This window comes from Geodermatophilus sp. DSM 45219, assembly GCF_900104025.1.
In the GTDB taxonomy this organism is placed as follows: domain Bacteria; phylum Actinomycetota; class Actinomycetes; order Mycobacteriales; family Geodermatophilaceae; genus Geodermatophilus.
In genome coordinates, this window is the sequence record NZ_FNIQ01000005.1 from 282373 (window position 1) to 305994 (window position 23622).

The 23622-nt window shown below is 75.7% G+C and carries 17 protein-coding genes; 5 read left to right on the forward strand and 12 right to left on the reverse strand.

Annotated elements, in window-relative coordinates; translation table 11 throughout:
- Positions 1 to 24: 24 nt before the first annotated feature.
- The 4 genes from BLR12_RS25575 to BLR12_RS17020 all read right to left on the reverse strand — a co-directional run bounded on the left by BLR12_RS25575 (position 25) and on the right by BLR12_RS17020 (position 5694).
- The gene (locus BLR12_RS25575; protein WP_091380686.1) at positions 25 to 2985 is read right to left on the reverse strand and encodes an AAA family ATPase; all 2961 of its coding nucleotides are present in this window, start codon (positions 2983 to 2985) and stop codon (positions 25 to 27) included.
- Positions 2982 to 4133, reverse strand: coding sequence for an exonuclease SbcCD subunit D (locus BLR12_RS17010; protein WP_091380688.1), 1152 nt, complete (start codon positions 4131 to 4133; stop codon positions 2982 to 2984). Before BLR12_RS17010 ends, BLR12_RS25575 begins: the two co-directional genes overlap by 4 nt.
- Before the next feature lie 75 nt (positions 4134 to 4208).
- Positions 4209 to 4823, reverse strand: a complete 615-nt coding sequence (locus BLR12_RS17015) for a PH domain-containing protein (RefSeq protein WP_091380691.1) — start codon at positions 4821 to 4823, stop codon at positions 4209 to 4211.
- A 37-nt stretch (positions 4824 to 4860) separates the two neighbouring features.
- Positions 4861 to 5694, reverse strand: a complete 834-nt coding sequence (locus BLR12_RS17020; protein ID WP_091380693.1) for a biotin--[acetyl-CoA-carboxylase] ligase — start codon at positions 5692 to 5694, stop codon at positions 4861 to 4863.
- 158 nt (positions 5695 to 5852) lie between these two features.
- Between BLR12_RS17020 and BLR12_RS17025 the strand changes: the two genes are divergently transcribed.
- The 4 genes from BLR12_RS17025 to BLR12_RS17040 are packed head-to-tail and all read left to right on the forward strand — an operon-like array spanning position 5853 to position 10120.
- Positions 5853 to 7484 (forward strand): acyl-CoA carboxylase subunit beta, encoded by a 1632-nt coding sequence (locus BLR12_RS17025; RefSeq protein WP_091380695.1) that lies wholly within the window; start codon positions 5853 to 5855, stop codon positions 7482 to 7484.
- The gene (locus BLR12_RS17030; protein ID WP_091380697.1) at positions 7484 to 7702 is read left to right on the forward strand and encodes an acyl-CoA carboxylase subunit epsilon; all 219 of its coding nucleotides are present in this window, start codon (positions 7484 to 7486) and stop codon (positions 7700 to 7702) included. The genes BLR12_RS17025 and BLR12_RS17030 overlap by 1 nt, the downstream gene beginning before the upstream one ends.
- A complete protein-coding gene (locus BLR12_RS17035) occupies positions 7699 to 8307 on the forward strand; it encodes a Maf family protein (RefSeq protein WP_091380700.1) in 609 nt (202 codons plus the stop codon). The genes BLR12_RS17030 and BLR12_RS17035 overlap by 4 nt, the downstream gene beginning before the upstream one ends.
- A 49-nt stretch (positions 8308 to 8356) precedes the next feature.
- The gene (locus BLR12_RS17040) at positions 8357 to 10120 is read left to right on the forward strand and encodes an acetyl/propionyl/methylcrotonyl-CoA carboxylase subunit alpha (RefSeq protein WP_091380702.1); all 1764 of its coding nucleotides are present in this window, start codon (positions 8357 to 8359) and stop codon (positions 10118 to 10120) included.
- A gap of 45 nt (positions 10121 to 10165) precedes the next feature.
- Here the strand turns inward: BLR12_RS17040 and BLR12_RS17045 are convergent, their stop codons facing one another.
- The 3 genes from BLR12_RS17045 to BLR12_RS17055 form a co-directional block, all read right to left on the reverse strand.
- Positions 10166 to 12679 carry a hypothetical protein gene (locus tag BLR12_RS17045; protein WP_143018800.1) on the reverse strand — a complete coding sequence of 838 codons (2514 nt, stop codon included), beginning with the start codon at positions 12677 to 12679 and terminating at the stop codon, positions 10166 to 10168.
- A 79-nt stretch (positions 12680 to 12758) separates the two neighbouring features.
- A complete protein-coding gene (locus BLR12_RS24645; RefSeq protein WP_091380707.1) occupies positions 12759 to 14495 on the reverse strand; it encodes a M66 family metalloprotease in 1737 nt (578 codons plus the stop codon).
- A gap of 178 nt (positions 14496 to 14673) precedes the next feature.
- Positions 14674 to 16077, reverse strand: coding sequence for an NAD(P)H-quinone dehydrogenase (locus BLR12_RS17055; RefSeq protein ID WP_091380709.1), 1404 nt, complete (start codon positions 16075 to 16077; stop codon positions 14674 to 14676).
- 118 nt (positions 16078 to 16195) lie between these two features.
- Here BLR12_RS17055 and BLR12_RS17060 point away from each other — a divergent pair, with 118 nt between their 5' ends.
- Complete coding sequence (locus BLR12_RS17060; RefSeq protein ID WP_091380711.1) at positions 16196 to 16669, forward strand: gamma-glutamylcyclotransferase; 474 nt, start codon at positions 16196 to 16198, stop codon at positions 16667 to 16669.
- A gap of 81 nt (positions 16670 to 16750) precedes the next feature.
- On the opposite strand, the gene BLR12_RS24650 is transcribed toward BLR12_RS17060, so the two are convergent.
- The 5 genes from BLR12_RS24650 to BLR12_RS17085 form a co-directional block, all read right to left on the reverse strand.
- Positions 16751 to 16918, reverse strand: a complete 168-nt coding sequence (locus BLR12_RS24650) for a hypothetical protein (RefSeq protein ID WP_176832564.1) — start codon at positions 16916 to 16918, stop codon at positions 16751 to 16753.
- 404 nt (positions 16919 to 17322) lie between these two features.
- On the reverse strand, positions 17323 to 18378 hold the full coding sequence (locus BLR12_RS17070) for an alpha/beta fold hydrolase (protein ID WP_091380715.1): 1056 nt from the start codon (positions 18376 to 18378) through the stop codon (positions 17323 to 17325).
- A gap of 88 nt (positions 18379 to 18466) precedes the next feature.
- Positions 18467 to 19456 (reverse strand): methylmalonyl Co-A mutase-associated GTPase MeaB, encoded by a 990-nt coding sequence (gene meaB / locus BLR12_RS17075; protein WP_091380716.1) that lies wholly within the window; start codon positions 19454 to 19456, stop codon positions 18467 to 18469.
- On the reverse strand, positions 19456 to 21663 hold the full coding sequence (gene scpA, locus BLR12_RS17080; protein WP_091380719.1) for a methylmalonyl-CoA mutase: 2208 nt from the start codon (positions 21661 to 21663) through the stop codon (positions 19456 to 19458). The genes meaB and scpA overlap by 1 nt, the downstream gene beginning before the upstream one ends.
- Positions 21660 to 23588, reverse strand: a complete 1929-nt coding sequence (locus BLR12_RS17085) for a methylmalonyl-CoA mutase family protein (RefSeq protein ID WP_091381250.1) — start codon at positions 23586 to 23588, stop codon at positions 21660 to 21662. Before BLR12_RS17085 ends, scpA begins: the two co-directional genes overlap by 4 nt.
- Between the last annotated feature and the right edge of the window lie 34 nt (positions 23589 to 23622).

Here is a 23622-nt window from a genome sequence, read left to right on the forward strand (position 1 = left end):
CGGCTGTCTCCACCCGCGGGCGGCTCAGCCCGCCAGCCGGGACCCGTGCCGGCCGGCGACCACCTCCAAGCGGGTGGGGATGCGGGTGCGCAGCTCCTCCAGGTGGCTGATGACGCCGACCGTCCGGCCGCCCCGCCGCAGCTCGTCGAGCACGTCCATCACGGCGTCGAGGGCCAGCGCGTCGAGCGTGCCGAAGCCCTCGTCGACGAAGAGGGTGTCCATCTGGATGCCGCCGGCCTCGGCGGTGACGACGTCGGCCAGCCCGAGGGCGAGGGCGAGGGAGGCCATGAAGCTCTCACCGCCCGACAGGGTCTTCGTGGGCCGCCGGGTGCCGGTGTACTCGTCGAACACGTCCAGGCCCAGGCCGCCGCGGGCGCCGTGCCGGCCCTGCGCGTCGCTGTGCAGGAACGTGTAGCGGCCGCCGGACATCTCCTGCAGCCGCCGGCTGGCCACCTCGGCCACCTGCTCGAGCCGGGCGGCCAGCACGAAGGACTGCAGCCGCATCCTCAGGGTGTTGGCGCCGCGGCCGTTCACCAGGTCGGCCAGGCCGGCGACCCGGCCGGCCCAGGCGCGGCGCTCGGCGAGCTCGGTCTCCGCGGAGACCACCTCGCCGGCCAGCGCATCGAGGGCTCCGGCACACCGCCGCGCCTGGTCGAGCGCGGCCACCGCCTCCTCCCGGTGCGCGGTCAGCTCGGCACAGCGCTGCTGCAGGGCGGCCACGTCCGGCCGCGCGGGCAGGTCGGTCAGCTCGGGGTCGGCGAGGGTGGCGACGACGACCGACCGGGCCTCGTCGTGCTCGCGCAGCCGCCGGTCGAGCCGGGCCAGCTCACCGGCGTCGAGCAGGGCGTCGGCGGCGGCGAGCACGTCGGCGAAACCGGCCGCGGCGGCGCGCTCCTCCGCCGTCCCCCGGGCGGTGCCGGCGGCGGCGCGGGCCCGGAGCTCCTCGGCCGCCGCGGCCAGCAGGGACTCGCAGCGCTCCGCGGCCTCGGTCAGCCGCCGGACGCGGGCCGGCAGGTCGGCGTCCTCCCCGCGGGCGGCGTCGAGCCGGGCGGTGAGCTCGGTGAGCGCCTCCACGCGCCCGTCCCGCTCGGCGGTGCGCCGCTGCAGCTGCTCGCGGTCGGCGGCCAGCGCCGCGGCCGCGGCGTCCCGACCGGCCTCGCGCGCGGCCAGCTCCCGGCGGGCGGCCTCCACACCCCCGGCGACCGCGGCCACCTGCGCCCGCTCGGCGCGCGCCTGCGCGGCCCGGCCGGCGAGCTCGGCGGCGGACAGCTCCCCGGCGCGCTCCCGGAGGACGGCGAGCTCCCGCTCCCGCTCCTCGACGGACCGGTGGGCACGGGTGACCCGCTCCTCGGCCGCGTCGGCGCCCGCGCGGGCCCGCTCCTCGTCGTCGGCGGAGGCGCGGGGGCCGTCGTGCGCGGCCGGTCGCGGGTGCTCGGTGGCGCCGCAGACGGGGCAGTCGGCGCCGGGCACGAGGCCGGCAGCGAGCTCGGCGGCCATGCCGTCGAGGCGGGCCGCGCGCACCTCGACGAGGGCCTCGCGGGCCTCCAGCCAGGCGGTGCGCGCGGTGCCCGCGGTCGCGCGGGCGGATCCGAGGTCGGCGGCGACCTCCTCGGCGCGGGTGGCGGCGTCCAGCGCGGAGCGGGCGGCGTCGGCGACGGCGGTCAGGCCGGGCAGGCGCGCGGCGGCGGCCAGCGCGTCGTCCAGGCCGCCCTGCGCCCCGGCGACCCGGCCGGGCCAGGCCGCCGCGGCGGCGGCGCCGTCGGCGCAGCGGGCCGCGAGCACCTCGACGTCCCGGCCGAGCCGGGTGAGCCCGGCGGCCAGCCCGGCGGCGCGGTCGGCCTCGGGCACCAGGGAGCGGGCGGCGGCGGCCCGGTCGCGCAGCTCGCGGGCCAGCAGCGTGTCGGCCTCGCGGTCGTCGGCCACCCCGGCCCAGGCCGCCCGTGCCGACTCCAGCTCGGCGGCCGCCGTCTCGGCGGCCAGCGCGCTGCGGCCGGCGGCCTGCAGGACGTCGCGCAGCGCCTCGGCCCGCCGTCCGGCGTCGGCGCGCGCCCGGACCGGGGTGAGCTGCTCCTCCTCCGCGGTGAGCCGGGCCAGCTCCTCGCGGGCTCGGTCGCGCCGGGCGTGCCGGTCGGCCAGCGCACGGGCCTCGGCCAGCCCGCCGTCCAGCCGGGCGCTCTCCGCGGCGGCCGCGTCGGCCGCTGCCGAGGCCGTGGCGAGGTCGCCGGCGGCCCGGGTGCGCACCGCGCCCACCCAGGTGCCGACCGACGGCCCCGGCCGGGCGCCCACCAGCTCCGGGGCCAGGTCCTCGGGCACCGCCACGTCGGCGATCTGGGCGACCCGGTGCAGCAGGGTGCTGATCCGGTGCTGGTCGGCCCGCAGCGACTCCTCGGCGGCACGCCGCTCGGCGGCCAGCCAGTCCTCGGCGCGGGCGAAGCGCCCCACCTCGAACAGGGTGCGCAGCAGCTTGGCCCGGTCCTCCGGCTCGGCACGCAGGAAGCGGGCGAAGTCGCCCTGCGGCAGCAGCACCACCTGGCAGAACTGCTCGGCGGTCAGCCCCAGCCGCAGCCGCAGGTACTCGGACCCCTCGTCGATGCGGGTGCTGACCGGCTCCCAGGTGCCGCCGTCCCACCGCTGCACGGTGAGCTTCGCCTGTTCGGTGGTCTCGCCGCTGCCGCGCTTCTTGGGCCGGGTCTGCTCCGGCCTCCGGACGACGAGCAGCCGCTCCCCGGCGAGGGTCAGCTCGCAGGAGACCTCCGTGCGGGTGGCGGCGTCGGCGTGGTCGCTGCGCAGCCGCTTCTCCTCGCCGCGCGCCCCGGGCACGGTGCCGTAGAGGGCGTAGACGACCGCGTCGAGCAGCGTCGTCTTGCCCGCGCCGGTCGGCCCCCACAGCAGGAACAGCCCGTCGCGGGCGACGGCGTCGACGTCGACGGTCTCGGTGCCCGCGAACGGGCCGAACGCGGTGATCGACAGCGAGTGCAGCCTCACCGGGCCAGCTCCTCGCGGGCCGCCGCACCCAGCGCCCGGACCAGCAGCTCGCGCTCGGCGTCGGTCGCGCCGACCCCGCCGCGCACGTGGCCGACGAACTCCCCGGCCACCTCCAGGTCGCTGCGGCCGCGCAGCCGCTCCTGGTAGCTGCGCCCGTCCGCCCCGCCGGCGTTCCCGGCCCACTCCAGGTGCACGCAGTGCCGGAAGCGGGTCTGCAGCCGGCGCATCGGGTCGGGCGGGCGGACGGCGTCGGTCAGCCGGGCGGAGACGAAGTGCTCCTCGGCGCCCGCGTGCGCCGGGTCGGCGAGCAACTCGTCCAGGGTGCCGGCGAGCACGGTCAGCGGACGCGGGACGGGCAGCGGCACCGCGCGGACCCCGGCCAGCCCGCCGGCGTCGAGGTCGGCCACCCACACCTGCTTCTGCTGACCGGCCTCGCCGAAGGAGTAGGCCAGCGGCGAGCCGCTGTAGCGCACCCGTGGGGTGATCGTCTGCGGCCGGTGCAGGTGGCCCAGCGCGACGTAGTCGACGCCGTCGAAGACCGGCGCGGGCACCAGGTCGACGCCGCCGACGCCGATGTCGCGCTCGCTGTCGCTGGGCAGCCCACCGCCGACGAAGGCGTGCGCCAGCACCACCGACCGGGTGCCGGGCCGCCGCGCCAGGTCGGCGCGCACCCGGTCCATCGCCTCGGTGAGCACCGCCTCGTGCGAGCGGGCGCCGGGCACGCCGAGCTCGTGCCGGGCGATCTCCGGCTCCAGGTAGGGCAGCCCGTAGACGGCGACCTCGCCGTGCTCGTCGCGCACCAGCACCGGCTCGCCGAGGCCGGCGGTGGCCGCGCGCACGTGCACACCGGAGCGGGCCATCAGCCCGGCCCCGAAGGCCAGGCGCCGGGCCGAGTCGTGGTTGCCCGGGGTGAGCACCACCGCCGCGCCCGCGTCGCGCAGCCGGGTCAGCACCCGGTCGAGCACCCCGGTCGCGTCGGCGGAGGGCACCGCGCGGTCGTAGACGTCACCGGCCACCACCACGACGTCGACCGCCTCGGCCACCACGACGCCGGCCAGGCCGGAGAGCACCTCCTCCTGCTCGCGCAGCAGGTCGGCGCCGTGCAGCGAGCGGCCGACGTGCCAGTCCGAGGTGTGCAGCAGCCGCATGGGCGCAGAAGGTAGGTGGGGGCACCGACAGAACCGCCCAGCCACGCCGTGACGGTCCCGTCACACCCGGGTGGGTCAGAGGCGCGCGGTGCGGTGCCCCGACGTCCAGCCGGCGTCGTCCCAGCCGCCGGCGTCGTCCCAGCCCGCGGCGTCGTCCCAGCCGCCGCCGCCGTCCCGGCCCGCGGGGGCTGCGTCGCGCCGGTCGGCGTCCTCCTCCACCAGCGCGACGAGCAGCTGCTGGACGCCGTCGCTGCCGGGGAGCCGCTCCAGCACGGTGGGTGCGCCCTCGCCCGCGGTCTCGATGGTCAGGGTGCCCGAGCTGACCAGCCGCTGCCCCAGCGTCTGGCGGTAGGAGACGTCGGCGATCCGGGACAGCGCGATGTCGCGGCCGCGCCGGGCGAGGACGCCCTCGCGGAGCAGCACGCGGTGGGTGGTCAGCACGTAGTGCGTGGTGCGCCAGCGCAGCACCGGCCGCAGGACGGCGACGGCGAGCACCGCCAGCGCGAGGGCGGCGAGGACCGCCCGCGCCGTGCCCTGCGCCGGTCCCGCGGGCACCAGCGCCGCGGCGTAGGAGGTCCCGCCCACCACGAGCAGCAGGACCAGCACCGGCCTCACGAGCGCCAGCCAGTGCGGGTGCAGGTGCCGGACGACCTCTTCGTCCTCGGCGAGCAGCTTGTCCGGGTAGGCCACGCGGACAGGATGACGGAGGGTGACCTTCCGATCACGCCTACCGCGCCGGTGTGCGCACGTGTCGCACGTCGCCGCTGGCCAGTTCGGCGGTGCCCGCCGGCGTGCGGACGACGAGCCGGCCGTCCCAGTCGACCGACTCCGCGACCCCCTCCAGCGTGGAGCCGTCGGGCAGCGTGACGACGACGTCCGCGCCGACGGTGCCGCACCAGGCGAGGTAGTCGTGGGCCAGCCCGCTCATCACCGGGTCGCCGAGGGTCTGCACCCACGCGGTGTAGCGGCGCTCGAAGCCGCGGAGGAACTGCAGCAGCACCGCCGCCCGGTCGACGGACCGGCCGGCCGCCAGGGCCAGCGACGTCCCGGTGTCGGGCAGCTCGTCGGCACGGGTGGAGACGTTGAGCCCCACCCCGACGACCACCGCCGCGCCGCCGACCTCGGCCAGGATGCCGGCCAGCTTGGCGCCGTCGGCGGCGAGCAGGTCGTTGGGCCACTTCAGCGAGGCGCGGACGCCGGGCACCTCCCCCACCGCCTCGGCCAGGGCGACGCCGGTGAGCAGCGGCAGCCAGCCACGGCGGGCGCCGGGGACGTCGGGGCGCAGCAGCAGGGACACGGTGATCCCGGCACCGGGCGGTGAGGTCCAGGCGCGGTCGAGCCGGCCCCGGCCGGTCACCTGGTGCTCGGCCACGAGAACCGTGCCCTCGGGGGCGTCGTCGGCCGCGGCGGCGAGCAGCGCGGCGTTCGTGGAGCCGATCTCCGGCACCACCTCCAGCGACCGCCACAGCGCGCTGCCCGCGGTCAGCGCGGTCGCCAGCGCCGGGCCGTCGAGCGGCGCCCGCGCGGGGTCGGAGGAGGCGGACGGGAACGGCTCGGGCACTCTTCTACGCTACGGAACCCGTGGGCGAGGGAGCTCACGCCCGGGCACGGCAGGTCGGTGAGCGCGAGCGAGGAGAGATGCGTGAGCGAGCCTGCGAGCTCACGGACGGACACAGCAGCGCGGCGCGAACGCGCCGACGAGCGCAGCGAGGAGAGCACGTGAGCGCGGCTGAACTGGACCGCCCCGGGGACCACGAGGTCCCTGCGGACGTCGACATCCACACCACCGCCGGGAAGCTGGCGGACTTCGAGCGCCGCGTGCAGGAGGCCACCCACGCCGGCTCCGAACGGGCTGTGGAGAAGCAGCACGCCGCCGGCAAGATGACCGCCCGCGAGCGGATCGAGGCGCTGCTGGACCCGGGTTCGTTCACCGAGCTCGACGAGTTGGCCCGCCACCGCTCCACCACCTTCGGCATGGACGCCAAGCGGCCGTTCGGGGACGGCGTCGTCACCGGGTACGGCACCGTCGACGGGCGCCCGGTCTGCGTCTTCTCCCAGGACGTCACCGTCTTCGGCGGCAGCCTCGGCGAGGTCTACGGCGAGAAGATCGTCAAGGTCCTCGACCTCGCCATGCGCACCGGCTGCCCGGTCATCGGGATCAACGAGGGCGGTGGGGCGCGCATCCAGGAGGGCGTGGTGGCCCTCGGCCTCTACGCCGAGATCTTCCGCCGCAACGTGCACGCCTCCGGCGTGATCCCGCAGATCTCGCTGGTGATGGGCGCCGCGGCCGGCGGGCACGTCTACTCCCCCGCGCTCACCGACTTCGTCGTGATGGTCGACCAGACCAGCCAGATGTTCATCACCGGCCCGGACGTGGTGAAGACGGTGACCGGCGAGGACGTCACCCTCGAGGAGCTCGGTGGCGGCCGCACGCACAACACCAGGTCCGGGGTCGCGCACTACCTGGCCGAGGACGAGGCCGACGCGCTGGACTACGTCAAGGCGCTGCTGTCCTACCTGCCGAGCAACAACCTCGACCCGCTGCCGACCCTCGAGGTGGCGCCGGTCGAGGTCACGCTGCCCGACGCGCTCACCGACGACGACCGCGAGCTCGACACCTTCGTCCCGGACTCGGCCAACACCCCCTACGACATGCACACCGTCATCGAGCACGTGCTCGACGACGGCGAGTTCCTCGAGGTGCAGCCGCTGTTCGCGCCGAACATCCTGATCGGCTTCGGCCGCGTCGAGGGCCGGCCGGTCGGCGTCGTGGCCAACCAGCCCACCCAGCTCGCCGGCACGCTGGACATCGACGCCAGCGAGAAGGCCGCGCGGTTCGTGCGCACCTGCGACGCGTTCAACGTCCCGGTGCTGACCTTCGTCGACGTCCCCGGGTTCCTCCCCGGCACCTCCCAGGAGTGGGAGGGGATCATCCGGCGCGGCGCGAAGCTGATCTACGCCTACGCCGAGGCGACGGTCCCGAAGATCACCGTGATCACCCGCAAGGCGTACGGCGGCGCCTACGACGTCATGGGCTCCAAGCACCTCGGCGCCGACCTGAACCTGGCCTGGCCGACGGCGCAGATCGCCGTCATGGGCGCGCAGGGTGCGGTGAACATCCTCTACCGCCGCGAGCTCGCCGAGGCCGGGGACGCCGACTCCCGCCGCGCCGAGCTGATCACCGAGTACGAGGACGCGCTGCTCTCGCCCTACATCGCGGCCGACCGCGGGTACGTCGACCAGGTGATCCGTCCGTCGGAGACCCGCATCGAGGTCACCCGGGGCCTGCGCCTGCTGGCCAACAAGCGGCAGACGCTCCCGCCCAAGAAGCACGGGAACATCCCCCTCTGATGAGCGAACCGCAGCGCCCGCTCCTGCGGGTGGTCCAGGGCGAGCCCACCGCCGAGGAGCTCGCCGCCCTCACCGTCGTCGTCGCCGCGATCTCGCAGCGGCGTCCCCGCCGCCGGCCCACCACGCCGGTCGGCGCCTGGGCCTCGTTCGGCGACGCCCACCGACAGCCACTGCGCCCCGGCCCGGGCGGCTGGCGCGCCTCCGGGAGGACTGCATGAGCGTGGACCGCAGGCTGGTGCTGGCCTCGGCGTCCCCGGCCCGCCTGGCCCTGATGCGCCAGGCGGGGCTGGCGCCCGAGGTGGTGGTGAGCCAGGTCGACGAGTCGACGGTGCGCGCCGCCCGCGTCGGTGAGCGGGTCGCCCTGCTCGCCGCGGCCAAGGCCAAGGCGGTCGCGGAGCGGGAGACCGACGCCCTCGTGGTGGGCGCGGACTCGCTGCTGGAGTTCCGCGGCCAGGCCATGGGCAAGCCCGCCGACGCGCACGAGGCCCGCGACCGCTGGCAGCGGATGGCCGGCCGGAGCGGTGTGCTGCACACCGGTCAGGCGCTGTTCGACGTCCAGGGCGGGTCCGTGGTCAGCCGGGACGTCGCCGTCGTCTCCACCGTCGTGCACTTCGCCAGCCCGACCCCGCAGGAGGTCGAGGCCTACCTGGCGACCGGCGAGCCGCTGGCCGTGGCCGGCGCGTTCACCCTCGACGGGCTCGGAGCGCCGTTCGTCCGGCGCGTGGACGGCGACCCGGCGGCGGTCGTCGGGCTGTCGCTGGCCACGCTGCGCACCCAGCTCGCCAAGCGCAGCCTCACCATCACCGACCTGTGGCGTCGATGAGCGCCGCGCGGCCGCCGTCGACGCAGCACGAGACCGAGGGAGAACACCGGTGCACAAGGTCCTGATCGCCAACCGCGGCGAGATCGCGGTCCGCGTCGCGCGTGCGTGCAAGGACGCCGGGCTGACCAGCGTGGCGGTCTACGCCGAGCCCGACCGCGACGCCCTGCACGTGCGTGCGGCCGACGAGGCCTTCGCCCTCGGCGGGACGACGCCCGGCGACTCCTACCTGGTGATCGACAAGGTCCTGGACGCCGCGGAGCGGTCCGGCGCGGACGCGGTCCACCCCGGCTACGGCTTCCTGTCGGAGAACGCCGACTTCGCCCGGGCGGTCATCGACGCCGGGCTGACCTGGATCGGCCCCTCCCCCGAGGCGATCATCGCCCTCGGCGACAAGGTGCAGGCCCGGCACATCGCCACGAAGGCAGGCGCGCCCCTGGTGCCCGGCACCAAGGACCCGGTCGGCGGCGCCGACGAGGTCGTCGCGTTCGCCGAGGAGCACGGCCTCCCCGTGGCCATCAAGGCCGCGTTCGGCGGCGGCGGGCGGGGGCTGAAGGTCGCCCGCACGATCGAGGAGATCCCCGAGCTGTTCGACTCCGCCGTCCGCGAGGCCGTGTCGGCCTTCGGCCGCGGCGAGTGCTTCGTCGAGCGCTTCCTGGACAAGCCCCGGCACGTCGAGGCCCAGGTGCTCGCCGACACCCACGGCAACGTCGTCGTCGTCGGGACCCGCGACTGCTCGCTGCAGCGGCGCAACCAGAAGCTGGTCGAGGAGGCCCCCGCACCGTTCCTCACCGACGAGCAGCGGGCACGCATCCACTCCTCGGCCAAGGCCATCTGCGCGGAGGCCGGCTACCACGGCGCGGGCACCGTCGAGTACCTCGTCGGCGCCGACGGGTCGATCTCCTTCCTCGAGGTCAACACCCGGCTGCAGGTGGAGCACCCGGTGAGCGAGGAGACCAGCGGCATCGACCTGGTCCGGCAGCAGTTCCGCATCGCCGACGGCCTGCCGCTGGAGGTCACCGAGGACCCCGAGCCGCGCGGCCACAGCATCGAGTTCCGGATCAACGCCGAGGACGCCGGGCGCAACTTCATGCCGGCGCCCGGCCCGGTGACCCGGCTGGAGATCCCGCAGGGCCCCGGCGTGCGCTGGGACTCCGGCGTCGAGACCGGCGGCGAGGTGGCCGGCGCCTTCGACTCGATGCTGGCCAAGCTGATCGTCACCGGCGCCAGCCGCGGGGAGGCCCTGCAGCGGGCCCGGCGCGCGCTCGACGAGCTGGTGGTCGAGGGCATGCCGACCGTCGTCCCGTTCCACCGCGCGGTGGTGCGCGACGAGGCGTTCACCGGCGAGCCGTTCACCGTGCACACCCGCTGGATCGAGACCGAGTGGGACAACCAGGTCCCGCCGTACTCGGCGGCCCCGGTGGAGCGGGACGAGGACGAGCCGCGGCAGACCGTCGTCGTCGAGGTCGGCGGACGCCGGCTCGAGGTGACGCTGCCCGCGGGCCTGGCTGCCGGCGGGGGCGCCCCGGCCGCGGCGGGCGGCGGGGCCAGGCCGCGCAAGCGGGGCGGCGGGCACGGCGGGTCGGCCGCGTCCGGCGACACCCTGACCAGCCCGATGCAGGGCACCATCGTCAAGGTCGCGGTCTCCGACGGGGACACCGTCGCCGAGGGCGACCTGGTCGTCGTCCTCGAGGCGATGAAGATGGAGCAGCCGATCACCGCGCACAGGGCCGGCACGGTCGGTGGCCTGACCGCCGAGGTGGGTGCCTCGGTGAGCAGCGGTGCGGTCATCTGCACCATCGCCGACGCGGACTAGCACGAGGGCCCGCCACCGCTCGACCGGTGGCGGGCCCTCGTCGCGTCAGATCCGGCGGACCTGGCCGGTGCGGTGGTCGAGCGCGAGGGTGCCGTTCTGGAACCGCTGCGTCTCTCCGTAGGGCACCGCGCGGCTCCCCTCCACCGGGTAGCCGAGCCCCCGTTCCCAGCCCAGGGCCGCCCACGCGTCCCGGATGCGACCGCTCACCGCGTGGGCCGCGGAGTCGGCCGACACGTACACCGAGCCACCCTGGAAGTGCACGTAGCAGCCGGAGCGGGGCAGGCCGCAGGTGAGGTCGGTGACCGGGTAGCCGAGCGGGCCGTTCTCCCAGCCCTGCGCACCCCAGGCGTCCCGGATCGGCCCGTCCATCCACCGCGCGCCCGTCGCCGGGGTCCAGTACGTCGAACCACGCTGGAACTGCTGGAAGCAGCCGCCGGCCCGCAGGCCGCAGGTGGGGTCGCCGACCGGGTACCCCAGCGCCCCGCGTTCCCAGCCCGCCGCGGCCCACCGGTCGCGGATCGCGCCGGAGACGTCGTGCACCCCGGTGGTCGGCGACCGGTAGACCGACCCGCCCTGGAAGTGCGCGAAGCAACCACCGCCGGGCAGGCCGCAGACCTCGTCGGTCACCGGGTAGCCCAGCCGGCCGTTCTCCCAGCCCAGGGCCGACCACCGCGCCCGCAGCGCCGAGGACAGCCAGCGCGTCCCCGTGCCCGGCGTCGAGTAGACCGATCCGCCCTGGAAGTGCTGGAAGCAGCCGCCGTCCCGCAGCCCGCACGCCGGCGAGGTCACCGGGTACCCCAGCGGGCCCCGCTCCCAGCCGGTGGCCGCCCACCGGTCCCGCACCGCCCCGGTCACCTCGCGCGCCGGCGTGGACGCCGATCGGTACACCGAGCCGCCCTGGAAGTGGACGAAGCAGCCGCCGCCGGGCAGGCCGCACACCTCGTCGGTCACCGGGTAGCCCAGCCGGCCGTTCTCCCAGCCCAGCTCGGCCCACCGCGCCCGCGGCGCGGTCGACAGCCGGTGCACGCCCGTGCGCGGCGACGCGTAGATCGACCCGTCCTGGAAGTGCCGGAAGCAACCGCCGTCGCGCAGGCCGCACACCTCGGCGGAGACGGGCCGGCCGAGCACCCCGGCGGCTCCCCCTCCCGCCTGGTAGAAGCGGGTGATCTCGGTGGCGGCCGTGGCGGCCCGGGTGGTCACCAGGACCCTGGCCACGTCCGGCGAGACGCTCTCGAGGGTGAGGGCGAACTCCCCGTCGCGCAGGGAGACGGTCTCGCCGACGGCGAGGGAGTGCTGCAGGTCGCTGCCCCAGCGGGACTGGGGGGACGGGGTCGCGTCGAGGAGCAGCGAGGCGTCGCCACCCGCCGCGGCGGCGCGCACCTGGACGCCGGCGTCCACCCCCGGGCGGTTCTCGGTCGTCGCCAGCCAGGCGTCCTGGCCGGATGCCGGCCGGTACTCGACGAAGTGCCGGGTGCCGTCCTCGGAGACCAGCTCGATCGCCTGCCAGCCGGACGTGCCGGAGACGGCGGCGAGGTCGAACACCGTCCGTGCACCCGCGTACCAGTACACGGGATGGGCCGGGAGCACGCCGAGCTGGTTGCCGTGCACCGCGTTCAGCGAGCCGAGCGGCCCCCACGAGTAGCCCATGACGTCGTGGAAGTCCTCGTAGGGGGCGACCTGGCAGGGCCGCACGTCGACCGTGCCGTCGCACTGCCGCGCCGAGGAGTGGCCGAGGCTCAGGTTGTGGCCGAACTCGTGGGCGATCACGTTGGTCTCCGGCGCCCGCACGTAGGCCAGCCCGCCGTCGTCGATCGAGCCCCCGATGGTGCCGAGCCCGTACGCGCACCCCGGCGCCCCCGCCGGCACGTAGACCAGCAGGTGGGCGTTGTCCAGCCACGTCCACCCGGCGCGCTTCGCGGCCTGCTGCCAGAGCTGGAACGGCTCGTCGCAGCCGACGGTGGCCGGCTCGCCCCAGTCGACGCCCGCAGTCGCGCCGAAGCGGACCGCACCCCGGGTCTGCTGCTCCCAGAAGTCCGCGACCGGGCCGTTCACGGCGTCCACCACCTGCTGCAGCGTCGTGCCGTCCCGGGCCACGCCCGCCGGCTGCAGCATCACCACGGTCACCGGGTGGTTCACCGGGGTGGTCGCCGGGGCGACGGCGGGCTCCTCCGGCGCGGCCAGCACCTCGGCGGCCAGCACCTCCTGCGCGGGCTCCAGGCCCTCCTGCGCCGCCTCGTCCACGACCGCGTCGCCCAGGGTCACCTCGACGGTCGCGCCGACCTCGACGTCCGCGACGTCCTCGGTCGGCACCCGCACCGCCTCGCCGGGAGCGGTCTGCACCCAGCTCAGCAGCGTGCCGTCGGCGTGCCCGTCCTCGAGGTGCTCCTGGGGGGCCGGGTCCGCGTACCCCTGCACCAGCTCACCGACGAGCGTCTCCTCCGCGACCGGCGGCTCCTCCGCGCGGGCGGCGGGTGCCACGACGAGCACGGGGACGACGACCGCCGCGGCGAGGCCGAGGACCGACGACCGCAGCAGGGACGGCCGGGAGGGACGTGACACGACAGCGACTCCAGGGAGAGGGACTCCGTTGTGCATCGGCACGCGCCCGGCCGGACTGGACCGGTCGGACGCCGTTCCCTCAGTCGCCGGCGCGGAGTCCACGCTTCCGGGTGAGGGCCCAGCCGGTCAGCGCCAGCGCGGCCAGGGCGGCGGCGGCCGCGGCAGGCACGGTCCACGGGGTGCCCGACGCGGTCGCGACGGCGGCCGACACCGGCTCGCTCAGCACCAGCCGGTCGTCGGCGGCCGGGAGCGCGGCGGCGTCCGGGACGACGGCCGGGAGGGTCTCCGCAGCGGCGGTGGGCGCGGCCTCCGGGGAGACGGCCGCAGCCCCGGGCGCGGGATCCGCCGCCACCGGCGCGGCAGCCAGCACCTCGGGCGCCGCGTCCCCCGCGGGCAGCGGGGTCACCGGGACGGCAGCAGCGGGGGTGGGCGTGACGGTGAGCGTGGCGCCGTCCCCGGCCACCGCGTCGACGGTGACGGTGAAGGCGCCGCCGGCGATCGGGACCGGCACGCCGACGGGCAGCGCCGCCTGCAGGTCGTCGTCCCACCCGGCGGCGGCCGACGGGGTGCCGTCGAGCAGCAACGCGGTGTCGGGCATCCGGCCGCTGCGGTGCAGCAGGACCCCGGCGTCCAGGGCGAACCGGTCGTCGGCCGTGCCGAGCCAGGAGTCCTGACCGGACGGGGTGCGCAGCTCCAGCCACCAGGTACCACCGGCGGCGTCAGTGAGCCGGACGGCGCGGGTGCCGGTGCGGGCGGACAGCGGAGCGAGGGTGACCGTCGTGACCGGCCCGGCCTCCGGGACCGCCTGCTGCGCCGCCGCGGGCAGCACGCCCAGCAGGTCGGCCTGGGGGGCGTTCAGCGAGCCCAGGTGGCTCCAGGAGGCGCCCATGACGTCGTAGTAGTCGCGGTAGGGCGCGGTGCGGCACTCCCCGGTGTCGACCGCGGCGTCGCACTGGTGCGCCGAGGAGTGCCCCAGGCCGAAGTTGTGGCCGAGCTCGTGGGCGATGACCGAGGGAAGCACGTCGCGGACGTAGACCCGCCCGCCCGAGCCGACCCCGCTGCCGACCTGGCCGAGCGCGTAGGAGCAGCCGGGCAGGTCCCGCGGCAGGCTGCTGACGTAGACGACCAGGTGCCGGCCGGGCCCGGGCTCGAAGCCGGTGCGGTCGGCGACCTCGTTCCACAGGGCGGTGGGGTCGGCGCACCCGGCGGTGGTCTGCACCCAGTCGTGGGCCTCGGCCACGCCGAGGCGGACGGCGCCGCCGGTCTCCCCGGCCCAGAAGTCCGCGACCGGGCCGTCGACGGCGGCGACGAGCTCCTCCAGCGTCGCGCCGTCCACCGTGCCGCCGGCGGGCACGGCCATCGCCACGGTGACCTGGTTGGTCAGCCCGGCCACCCGCGCGGCGCGGACCTCGGGCGCCTCCTCCAGCACCTCGGCGGCCAGCACGTCGCGGGCGGGCTCGAGGCCCTCCTGGCCGGCGGCGTCGTCGACCTGCCCGCCCACCGTGACCTCGACGGTGGACCCGACGGCCACGCCGGCGACCGCGTCGGTGGGCACGCGGACGGCGTCGCCCGAGGCGCTCTCCACCCAGGTGAGCGGCTCCTCGGCGTACCCGTCCCCGGCGTGCCCGCCCTCGCCGTGCTCCACCTCGGGCCAGGCCTGCACGACCTCGCCGACGACGGTGTCCGGCGTGGCCGGCTCGTCGGCCCGGGCCGCCGTCGCCGGCAGCGTCAGGGAGAGGGCCAGCGCGGTCGCCGCGCCGGCCAGCGCCCGGAGCGGGCGGCGGCGGAGGACGGGGGTGTTCCGGTGGGGGCGCATCCCCCCTGTCCTCGGCGGCCCGCGCGCCCGTCGGCACCGGCGACCGGGACTCCAGCCGAACCCGGTGTCACATCGGTCCCACGACCCACCCCGGGCCCCGGGCGCCCCACCCGCGGCGTCCCGCCCGTCCCACCCGTGTCAGCGGCCGGGGGCGGTCGTCACACGCGCCCCGGCCGCCTCACGCGAGCGCGTCCGCGCGCATGAGCCGGCGCCCGGCCTCGGTGATCGAGCCGGACAGCGACGGGTAGATCGCGAAGGTCTGCGCCAGGTCGCTGACCGTCAGCCCCTTCGTGACAGCGAGGGCGATCGGCAGGATCAGCTCCGAGGCCCCCGGCGCGACGACCACACCGCCGACGACCACCCCGGTCGCCTGCCGGGCGAACAGCTTGACGAAGCCGTCGCGCAGGTCGGCCATCTTGGCCCGGGCGTTGGTGGCCAGCGGCAGCCGGACGACGTCGATGTCCGCGCCCTCGGTGAGCGTCTTCTCCTGCACGCCGACCGTGGCGATCTCCGGGTGGGTGAAGACGTTGGCCGCGACGGTCTTGAGCCGGATGGGGGTGACCGCCTCGCCGAGCGCGTGCCACATGGCGATCCGGCCCTGCATCGCCGCGACCGACGCCAGCTGGAACACCCCGGTGACGTCCCCGGCGGCGTAGATGCCGGGCACGCTGGTGCGCGAGACCCGGTCGACGACGACGTGGCCGGACGGCGCGAGCTCGACGCCCGCCTGCTCCAGGTTGAGCCCGGCGGTGTTGGGCACGGTGCCGACGGTCATGAGCGCGTGCGAGCCCTCGACGGTGCGCCCGTCGGTGAGCTCGACGACGACGCCCTTCTCGCTGCGCCGCACCGCGCCGGCCCGGCCGCGCTCCAGGCGGCCACCGCGGGACTGGAAGACCTCCTCCAGCACCTCCGCGGCGTCGGAGTCCTCGCCGGGCAGCACGCGGTCGCGCGAGGACACAAGCGTCACCGGGACGCCGGCCTCCAGGTAGCCGGAGGCGAACTCCGCACCCGTCACGCCGGAGCCGACCACGACCAGGTGCTCGGGCATCTCCTGCAGGTCGTAGACGTCGCGCCAGTCCAGCACGCGCTCGTGGTCGGGCTCGGCGCCGGGCAGCACGCGGGGGTCGGCCCCGGTCGCGATGAGCACGACGTCGCACTCCAGGGTCTCGGTGACCGCGCCGTCGCCGTCCAGCACGTCGACCCGGTGCTCGGCCAGGCCGCGGCGCTCGTCGGACACCCGCCCCTGGCCGGCGACGACCCGCACGCCCTCGCCGACGAGCCGGGCCTTGACGTCGGCCGACTGCGCCACCGCGAGGCCCTTGACCCGCTGGTTGACCGCGCCCAGGTCGATGCCGACGGTGGCGAGCTCGGAGCCGCGCACGCCGAGCGCGGCCGAGTCGCGCACGTTGCTCATCACGCCGGCCGAGGCGATGAAGGTCTTGGAGGGGACGCAGTCGGTGAGGACGCTCGCCCCGCCGACGCCGTCGCGCTCGACCACGGTGACCTGCGCACCGAGGGAAGCGGCGACCAGCGCGGCCTCGTAGCCGGCGGGTCCGCCGCCGATGATGACGATGCGGGTCATGGGAGTCCTTCTCGGTGCGGTGCGGACACGTGCCGGGGGTCATTGTCCCCGCTCCGGGTGACACCGTGGCCCATCTCGCAGCGAGGGGCGTGCCACACGGTGCGTAGGCTGCCTGGTGATGGGCCTCTACGCCGCCTACGGGTCGAACATGGACCCCGCACAGATGCTCCGGCGCTGTCCCTCCTCCCCGCACACCGGCACCGGCTGGATCGAGGGCTGGCGGCTGACCTTCGGCGCCGAGGAGTACGGCTGGGAGGGGGCGCTGGCCACCCTCGTCCCCGACGACACCACGCCGGGCGAGGCGCTCTCCCCCGGCGTCTTCGTCGCCCTCTACGACCTCACCGAGGCCGACGAGCAGGAACTCGACGCCTGGGAGGGTGCCGACCGCGGGCTGTACCGCAAGCTGCGCCTGCAGGTGCACACGCTCACCGGTGACCAGGTGGCGTGGGTCTACGTGCTCGACGCGTTCGAGGGCGGGCTGCCGTCGGCCCGGTACCTGGGCGCGCTGGCCGACGCCGCCGAGGCCGCCGGGGCCCCGGACGACTACCTCGCCGAGCTCCGCGCCCGCGAGTGCCGCTCCACCGGCGTCTGACCCGAGGCCTCCCCCTCCCCCGCGATCATGAGACCCGGGAAGCGACACGCCGTCCGGGTCCGGGGTGTCGCTCCCGGAGCATCACGATCGCCAGCGGCCGGCAGGCAGGCCCAGCGCCCGGGCGGTGACCGCGAGCATCTGCCGGTGCTGGCGGTGGACGTCGGTCCCGGTGACGTGCAGCAGCGTCCAGTGGTCCTCCGTCAGCCGGTTGTGCCGGCGCCGGTCGTCGCGCAGCTGCTGCGGCGTCATGTGCGCCTCCTGACCGTCGAACTCCGCACCCGCACGCTCCTCCCGCCAGCCGATGTCGACCCACCGGGCCCGGCCACCGGCCGCCACCTCGACTGGAGGTCCGGAGCGGGGAACCCGGCGTCGATGAAGCGCCAGCGCATCCGGGACTCCATCGGGGAGCCGGTCCGCGGGTCGGCGTGGGGCACGAGTCGGCGCAACCGGACCACCTGCCGCAGACCTGCCTGTGCCTCCGCTGCGCCGGGCAGCGTCGGACGGTGCCCGGCGGACGGGAGACGGCCGACCCCATCTGCGGATCACCGCCGCCCTGTGGACGCCCGGTGATCATGGGCTTCGGGAAGCGACACGCGGTCTCGACCCCGCGTGTCGCTTCCCGGACTTCGTGATCGCGGCGGGGAGACCCCGGCTCAGGCCGGCGTCTCCAGCAGCGTGCGCAGCGCGCCGTCGACCTGCTCGACGTAGGACGGCGTGAGCCCGAACAGCGCGGCGTGGCCGTGCACGTCCTCGATGACGGCGAGCTTGCTGTCGGGGACGAGCGCCTGCTCGGCGGCGCAGTCCTCGGGTGGGAAGAACTTGTCGGTGCTGATCGGCATCACGACCGTCTTCGCGGTGATCCGGCCCAGCGCGGCCGCGAGGTCCCCGCCGGTGTGCCGGCTGACGTCGCCGTGCTGCCACTTCCACGCCTGGGCGAGCAGGTCCCCGGCGTCCATCGGTGCGAAGTAGGCCTCCAGGAACCCGATGACGAAGTCCTCGGGCGAGCTGAACCCCAGGGCGCGCCAGTGCTCGCCGGTCCAGAACTCGTTGGACAGCACGTACAGCGCGAACAACCCGGCATGCCGTTGCAGGCCCTCCCGGACGTCGGCGGAGTGGCGGTACCAGCCGCCTGAATAGGCCGGGTCCCCGCGCAGCGTGTCGACCAGCGTCTGCGCCCAGATCACGCAGTGCTGGTACATCCGCGCCGTCCCGGCCAGCGGCGCGGCCCGCTTGACCTTGTCGGGGAACCGGACGGCCCACTCGTAGGTCTGCTGGGCGCCCATCGACCCACCGAAGACCAGCGCCAGCTCCTCGACGCCGAGCACCTCGCGCAGCAGCCGTTCCTGGGCGACGACGTCGTCCCCGATGCGCACCCGCGGGAAGCGGGCCCGGCCGTAGGGCCCGGCCAGGTCGTGCGGCGAGGTGCCCAGCCCGCTGCCGATCTGGTTGACCAGGACGACGAAGTGCTCGGCGGGGTCGATCGCCCGGCCCGCGCCGACGTAGGTGTCCCGCATGACCGAGTGGTTGCCGGAGTACCAGGTCGGGACGAGGACGGCGTTGTCCCTGGCCGCGCTCAGCGTGCCCAGGGTCTGGTAGGCGAGCTGGCAGCCGCGCAGGGTGGCGCCCTCCTCGAGCACGAGGTCGCCGATGTCGGCGAGCTCGAAGTCGCCGTGGACCGCGGCGGAGTAGTACGGGTTGTCGATCGGCACGGTTTGCCTCGTCTCGGCAGCGGGGAGGGGCCGCGGGCACGACCCTGCCCGGACGCTAGCGTCCCGTGACCTGGCTCACACATCGACCTCAGGAGTCGTGCAGGAAGGTCTCCAGCAGCTGCCGGGCGGCCAGCGCCGGGGTCAGCTCGCCGGCCAGCACCGCCGCCTCCAGCGCCGGCGTGGCCGCCCGGACGCCGGGGTGCGCGCGCAGCCGGTGCTCCAGCCCGTCGCGCACCAGCTGCCGGGTCCAGCGCACCTGCTGCGACCGCCGGTGCTTGTCGAACGCGCCGGACGCCTTCCGCCGGTCCTGGTGCTCGACCAGCCTGGCCCACACCTCGTCGAGACCCTCGCCGGTCAGCCCCGCGCAGGTGAGCACGGGGACGTCCCACTCCTCGCCGTGCCCGCGCAGCATGCGGATCGCCCCGGCCAGCTCGCGGGCGGCCTTGCGCGCGTCGCCCGCGGCCGGGCCGTCGGCCTTGTTCACGGCGATGACGTCGGCGATCTCGAGGATGCCGCGCTTGATCCCCTGCAGCTGGTCCCCGGTGCGGGCCAGCGTCAGGAACAGGAACGAGTCCACCATCTCGGCGACGGTGATCTCCGACTGCCCGACACCCACGGTCTCCACCAGGACGACGTCGTGACCGGCCGCCTCGACGACGACCATCGACTCCCGCGTCGCCTGCGCGACCCCGCCGAGCGTGCCCGACGTCGGCGACGGGCGGATGAACGCGTTCGGGTCGACCGACAGCCGCGCCATCCGCGTCTTGTCGCCGAGGATCGAGCCCCCCGACCGGGCGGACGACGGGTCGACGGCGAGGACGGCGACCTTGGAGCCCGCCGCGGTCAGCGTGACCCCGAGCTGGTCGATGAAGGTCGACTTCCCCACCCCGGGGACCCCGCTGATGCCGATCCGACGGGCGCCCCCGGTGTGCGGCAGCAGCTCCACGAGCAGCTCCTGCGCCCGCTCCCGGTGGTCGGCGCGGTGGGACTCGACGAGCGTGATCGCCCGCGCCACCGCTCGCCGGTCGCCCTTGAGGACGCCCTCGACGAGCGCCGGGACGTCGATGGGACGGCCCATCAGTGCCCGAGGCGCGAGGACAGCGTCCGCAGCAGGTCCTGCGCCGCCTCCGCGACGACCGTGCCCGGCAGGAACACCGCCGCCGCACCCATCTCCTGGAGCGTCGGCACGTCGTCGGGCGGGATGACCCCGCCGACCACGATGACGACGTCCTCGGCCCCGAGGTCGGCGAGCGCCTGCTTGAGCGCCGGCACCAGCGTCAGGTGGCCGGCGGCCAGCGAGGAGACGCCGACGACGTGCACGTCGGCCTCCACCGCCTGCCGGGCGACCTCCTCCGGCGTCTGGAACAGCGGGCCCACGTCGACGTCGAAGCCGAGGTCGGCGAAGGCGGTCGCGATGACCTTCTGCCCGCGGTCGTGGCCGTCCTGGCCCATCTTCGCGACCAGGATGCGGGGACGCCGTCCCTCGGCCTCCTCGAACGCCTCGGCCATCCGCCGGGTCTCCTCCATCGGGCCCGATGCTCCTGCCTCGTCGCGGTACACACCGGAGATCGTGCGCACCTGGCCGGCGTGCCGCCCGTACACCTCCTCCAGCGCGTCGGAGATCTCCCCGACCGTCGCCTTGGCCCGCGCCGCGTCGACGGCGAGCTTCAGCAGGTTGGCGTCCAGGTCGCTCCCCCGCCGTCCCTCGGCCGCCGCGCGGGCGGCGTCGGTGAGCCGGCGCAGCGCCTCCTGCACGGCACCCGCGTCACGGGAGGCCCGCAGCTCCGCCAGCTTGGCCTTCTGCTGGGCGAGCACGTCGGCGTTGTCCACCCGCAGCACCTCGATCGCCTCGTCGGCGTCCACGCGGTACTTGTTCACGCCGATGACCGGCTGCCGGCCCGAGTCGATGCGCGCCTGGGTGCGGGCGGCGGCCTCCTCGATCCTCAGCTTCGGGATGCCGTCGTCGATGGCCTGGGCCATGCCGCCGTGCTCGGCGACCTCCTCGATGTGCGCCCACGCGCGGCGGGCCAGGTCGTAGGTCAGCCGCTCGACGTAGGCCGACCCGCCCCACGGGTCGATGACCCGCGTCGTCCCGGACTCCTGCTGCAGCAGCAGCTGGGTGTTGCGGGCGATCCGGGCGGAGAAGTCGGTGGGCAGCGCCAGCGCCTCGTCCAGGGCGTTGGTGTGCAGCGACTGGGTGTGCCCCTGGGTGGCGGCCATGGCCTCCAGGCAGGTGCGGACGACGTTGTTGTAGACGTCCTGCGCGGTCAGCGACCAGCCCGAGGTCTGCGAGTGGGTGCGCAGCGACAGCGACTTGTCCTTCTGCGCCCCGGCCTCCTTCACCAGCCGCGCCCACAGCAGCCGCCCGGCCCGCAGCTTCGCGACCTCCATGAAGAAGTTCATGCCGATCGCCCAGAAGAAGCTCAACCGCGGGGCGAACGCGTCGACGTCCAGCCCGGCCGCCTTGCCCGCCTCGAGGTACTCCACGCCGTCGGCCAGCGTGTAGGCCAGCTCCAGGTCGGCCGTCGCCCCGGCCTCCTGGATGTGGTAGCCGGAGATGGAGATCGAGTTGAACCGCGGCATCTCCCGCGAGGTGAACGCGAAGATGTCGCTGATGATCTGCATCGACGGCTTCGGCGGGTAGATGTAGGTGTTGCGGACCATGAACTCCTTGAGGATGTCGTTCTGGATGGTCCCGGTCAGCTGACCGTGCTCCACCCCCTGCTCCTCGGCCGCGACGATGTAGAGCGCGAGCACCGGCAGGACGGCGCCGTTCATGGTCATCGAGACGCTCATCCGGTCCAGCGGGATGCCGTCGAACAGCTGCCGCATGTCCAGGATCGAGTCGACGGCCACCCCGGCCATGCCGACGTCGCCGACCACGCGCGGGTGGTCGGAGTCGTAGCCGCGGTGGGTGGGTAGGTCGAACGCGATCGACAGGCCCTTCTGCCCGGCGGCGAGGTTGCGCCGGTAGAACGCGTTGGAGTCCGCGGCGGTGGAGAAGCCCGCGTACTGGCGCACCGTCCACGGCTGGGTGGTGTACATCGTCGGGTAGGGCCCGCGCAGGTAGGGCGGCAGCCCCGGGTAGGTCCGCAGGAAGTCCAGGCCGTCGAGGTCGGCCGGGGTGTACAGCGGCGGGACGGCGATGCCCTCCGGCGTCTCCCAGGCCGCCTCCTCCACGCCCCGGCCGGTGGTCTCCTTGAACCGCTTGGCCCAGTCGTCGGCCGATCCGGTGGCCGCGGGGCGGCCCAGCTCGACGCTGCCGAAGTCGGGAATCGCACTCATGCCGGAACCCCCAGCTGCTGGTGTACCTGGTGGAGGACGTCGAGCGCGTCGCACCCGGCGTACACGTACCCGTCGACGCCCTCGACGGCGAGCGACGGCTTCCCGGCCAGCCACACCTGGGTGGCCCCGGCGGCGCGGAGCTCGGCGGCCAGCGAGGCCGCCGTCTCCGCGTAGTCGCGGTCGGTCCCGCAGATGCAGGCGACCGTCGTGCGGGCGTCGGCGAACCCGCCGGCCCCGTCCCCGGGCGCCGTCGCGATCCCGCCGGCCTGGAACAGGTTGCCGGCGAAGGTCGCCCGCGCGGTGTGCCGGGCGATCGGTCCGATGGTCGCGAGGTAGACCTCCGGACGGCGCCCTGCCCCCGACTGCGCTGCGGCGTCGGCGCGGTCGCGCAGCTCCTCGAACCCCTGGGCGGCGCGCACGCGCGGCAGGCCCCCGGTGCGGCGCAGGTCCGCCCCGGGCTGCCGCTCGGGCAGCTTCTCGGTGGGGTTCGGGAACTCGCTCACGCCGGTGATCGCGTCGGTGCGGTGCGCCAGCCGGTCGGCGCGCGCGTCCCACGCGGCGGCGATCCGGTCGCGCACCAGGCCCGAACCGAGTGCGGCGGCCAGCCCACCGGCCCGCTCGATCTCGGTGAACCAGTCCCAGGCCGCCGTCGCGAGCGCGTCGGTGAGCGACTCGACGTACCAGGAGCCGCCGGCCGGGTCGAGGACGCGGGCGAGGTGCGCCTCCTCCACCAGCAGGTTCTGGGTGTTGCGGGCGATCCGGCGGGAGAAGGCGTCGGGCAGGCCCAGCGCGGCGTCGAAGGGCTGCACCGTGACGACGTCCGCACCGCCCACGCCCGCGGCGAAGCAGGCCACCGTCGTCCGCAGCATGTTGACCCAGGGGTCGCGCCTGGTCGTCATCACCGACGAGGTGACCGCGTGCTGGCGCTGCGCGCGGACGTCGGGTGACGCGCCGCTGACCTCGCCGACCCGGTCCCACAGCCGGCGGGCGGCGCGCAGCGCGGCGATCGTCGTGAACTGGTCGGCGGTCGCGGCGTAGCGGAACTCCAGCTGGGCGAACGCCTCGTCGGTCGACAACCCGCCGTCGGTGAGCGCCCGCAGGTAGGCCACGCCCGCGGCCAGCGAGCAGCCGAGCTCCTCGACGGCGGAGGCGCCCGCGTCGGCGAAGACCGTGGCGTCGACGACGACGGTCCGCCAGCCCGCGGGTGCGCGGCGGGCGATCCCGGCCAGCCCGGTGAGGTCCTGCTCCTGCCCCGAGGCCGCCTGCACGCCGAGCGGGTCCAGCCCGAGCGAGCCACCGGGGGCGAGGTCGGTGCGCCCGTCGACGAGGGCGAGCAGCGCCTCCGCGGCGGGGAGTCCACCGGAGACGCCGACCGGCGCGAGGTCGAGGTAGACGTCGGTGAGCACCTCGCCGAGGGCGTCCGCGGGGACCGCACCCTCGCCGACCTCCAGCCACAGCGAGGTGACGCCGTTCTCCAGGTCGGCGGCGACGGCCTCCCGGGTCCGCGCGACGTCCGGGTGGGCGTGCCGCTGCCGCACGTCCCAGCTGCCGGACGCGCCCCCCTCGGTGCCCCCGGCGGCGGAGACGGCGGCCGAGCCGGCGGGACCGACCGCGGGCCGGCCGCCGCGGACGAACGGCGGGAGACCCGGGACGCCGACCGCGGTGGGCAGGTTCCCGGCGTCCTCGGCGGTGTAGAGCGGGGCGACGTCGACACCGGTGGCCACCGGCACCCGCAGCGCGTCCTCGACCGGGTCGGGGAGGTCCTCGCGCCCGGCCTTGCGCAGCACCCCGGCGACCAGCTCCCGCCAGGCCTCCCGGGTGGCGGCCGGGAACCCGGCGGCGAGCGGCAGGTGGTCGGGGACCTCGTGCTCGGCCGGCACCTCGGCGTCGGCGGGCGCGGCGGTCTGCTGATCGGAGGAACGCATCATCGGGCTCCCGGCATCGTCGGTCGATCGGCGT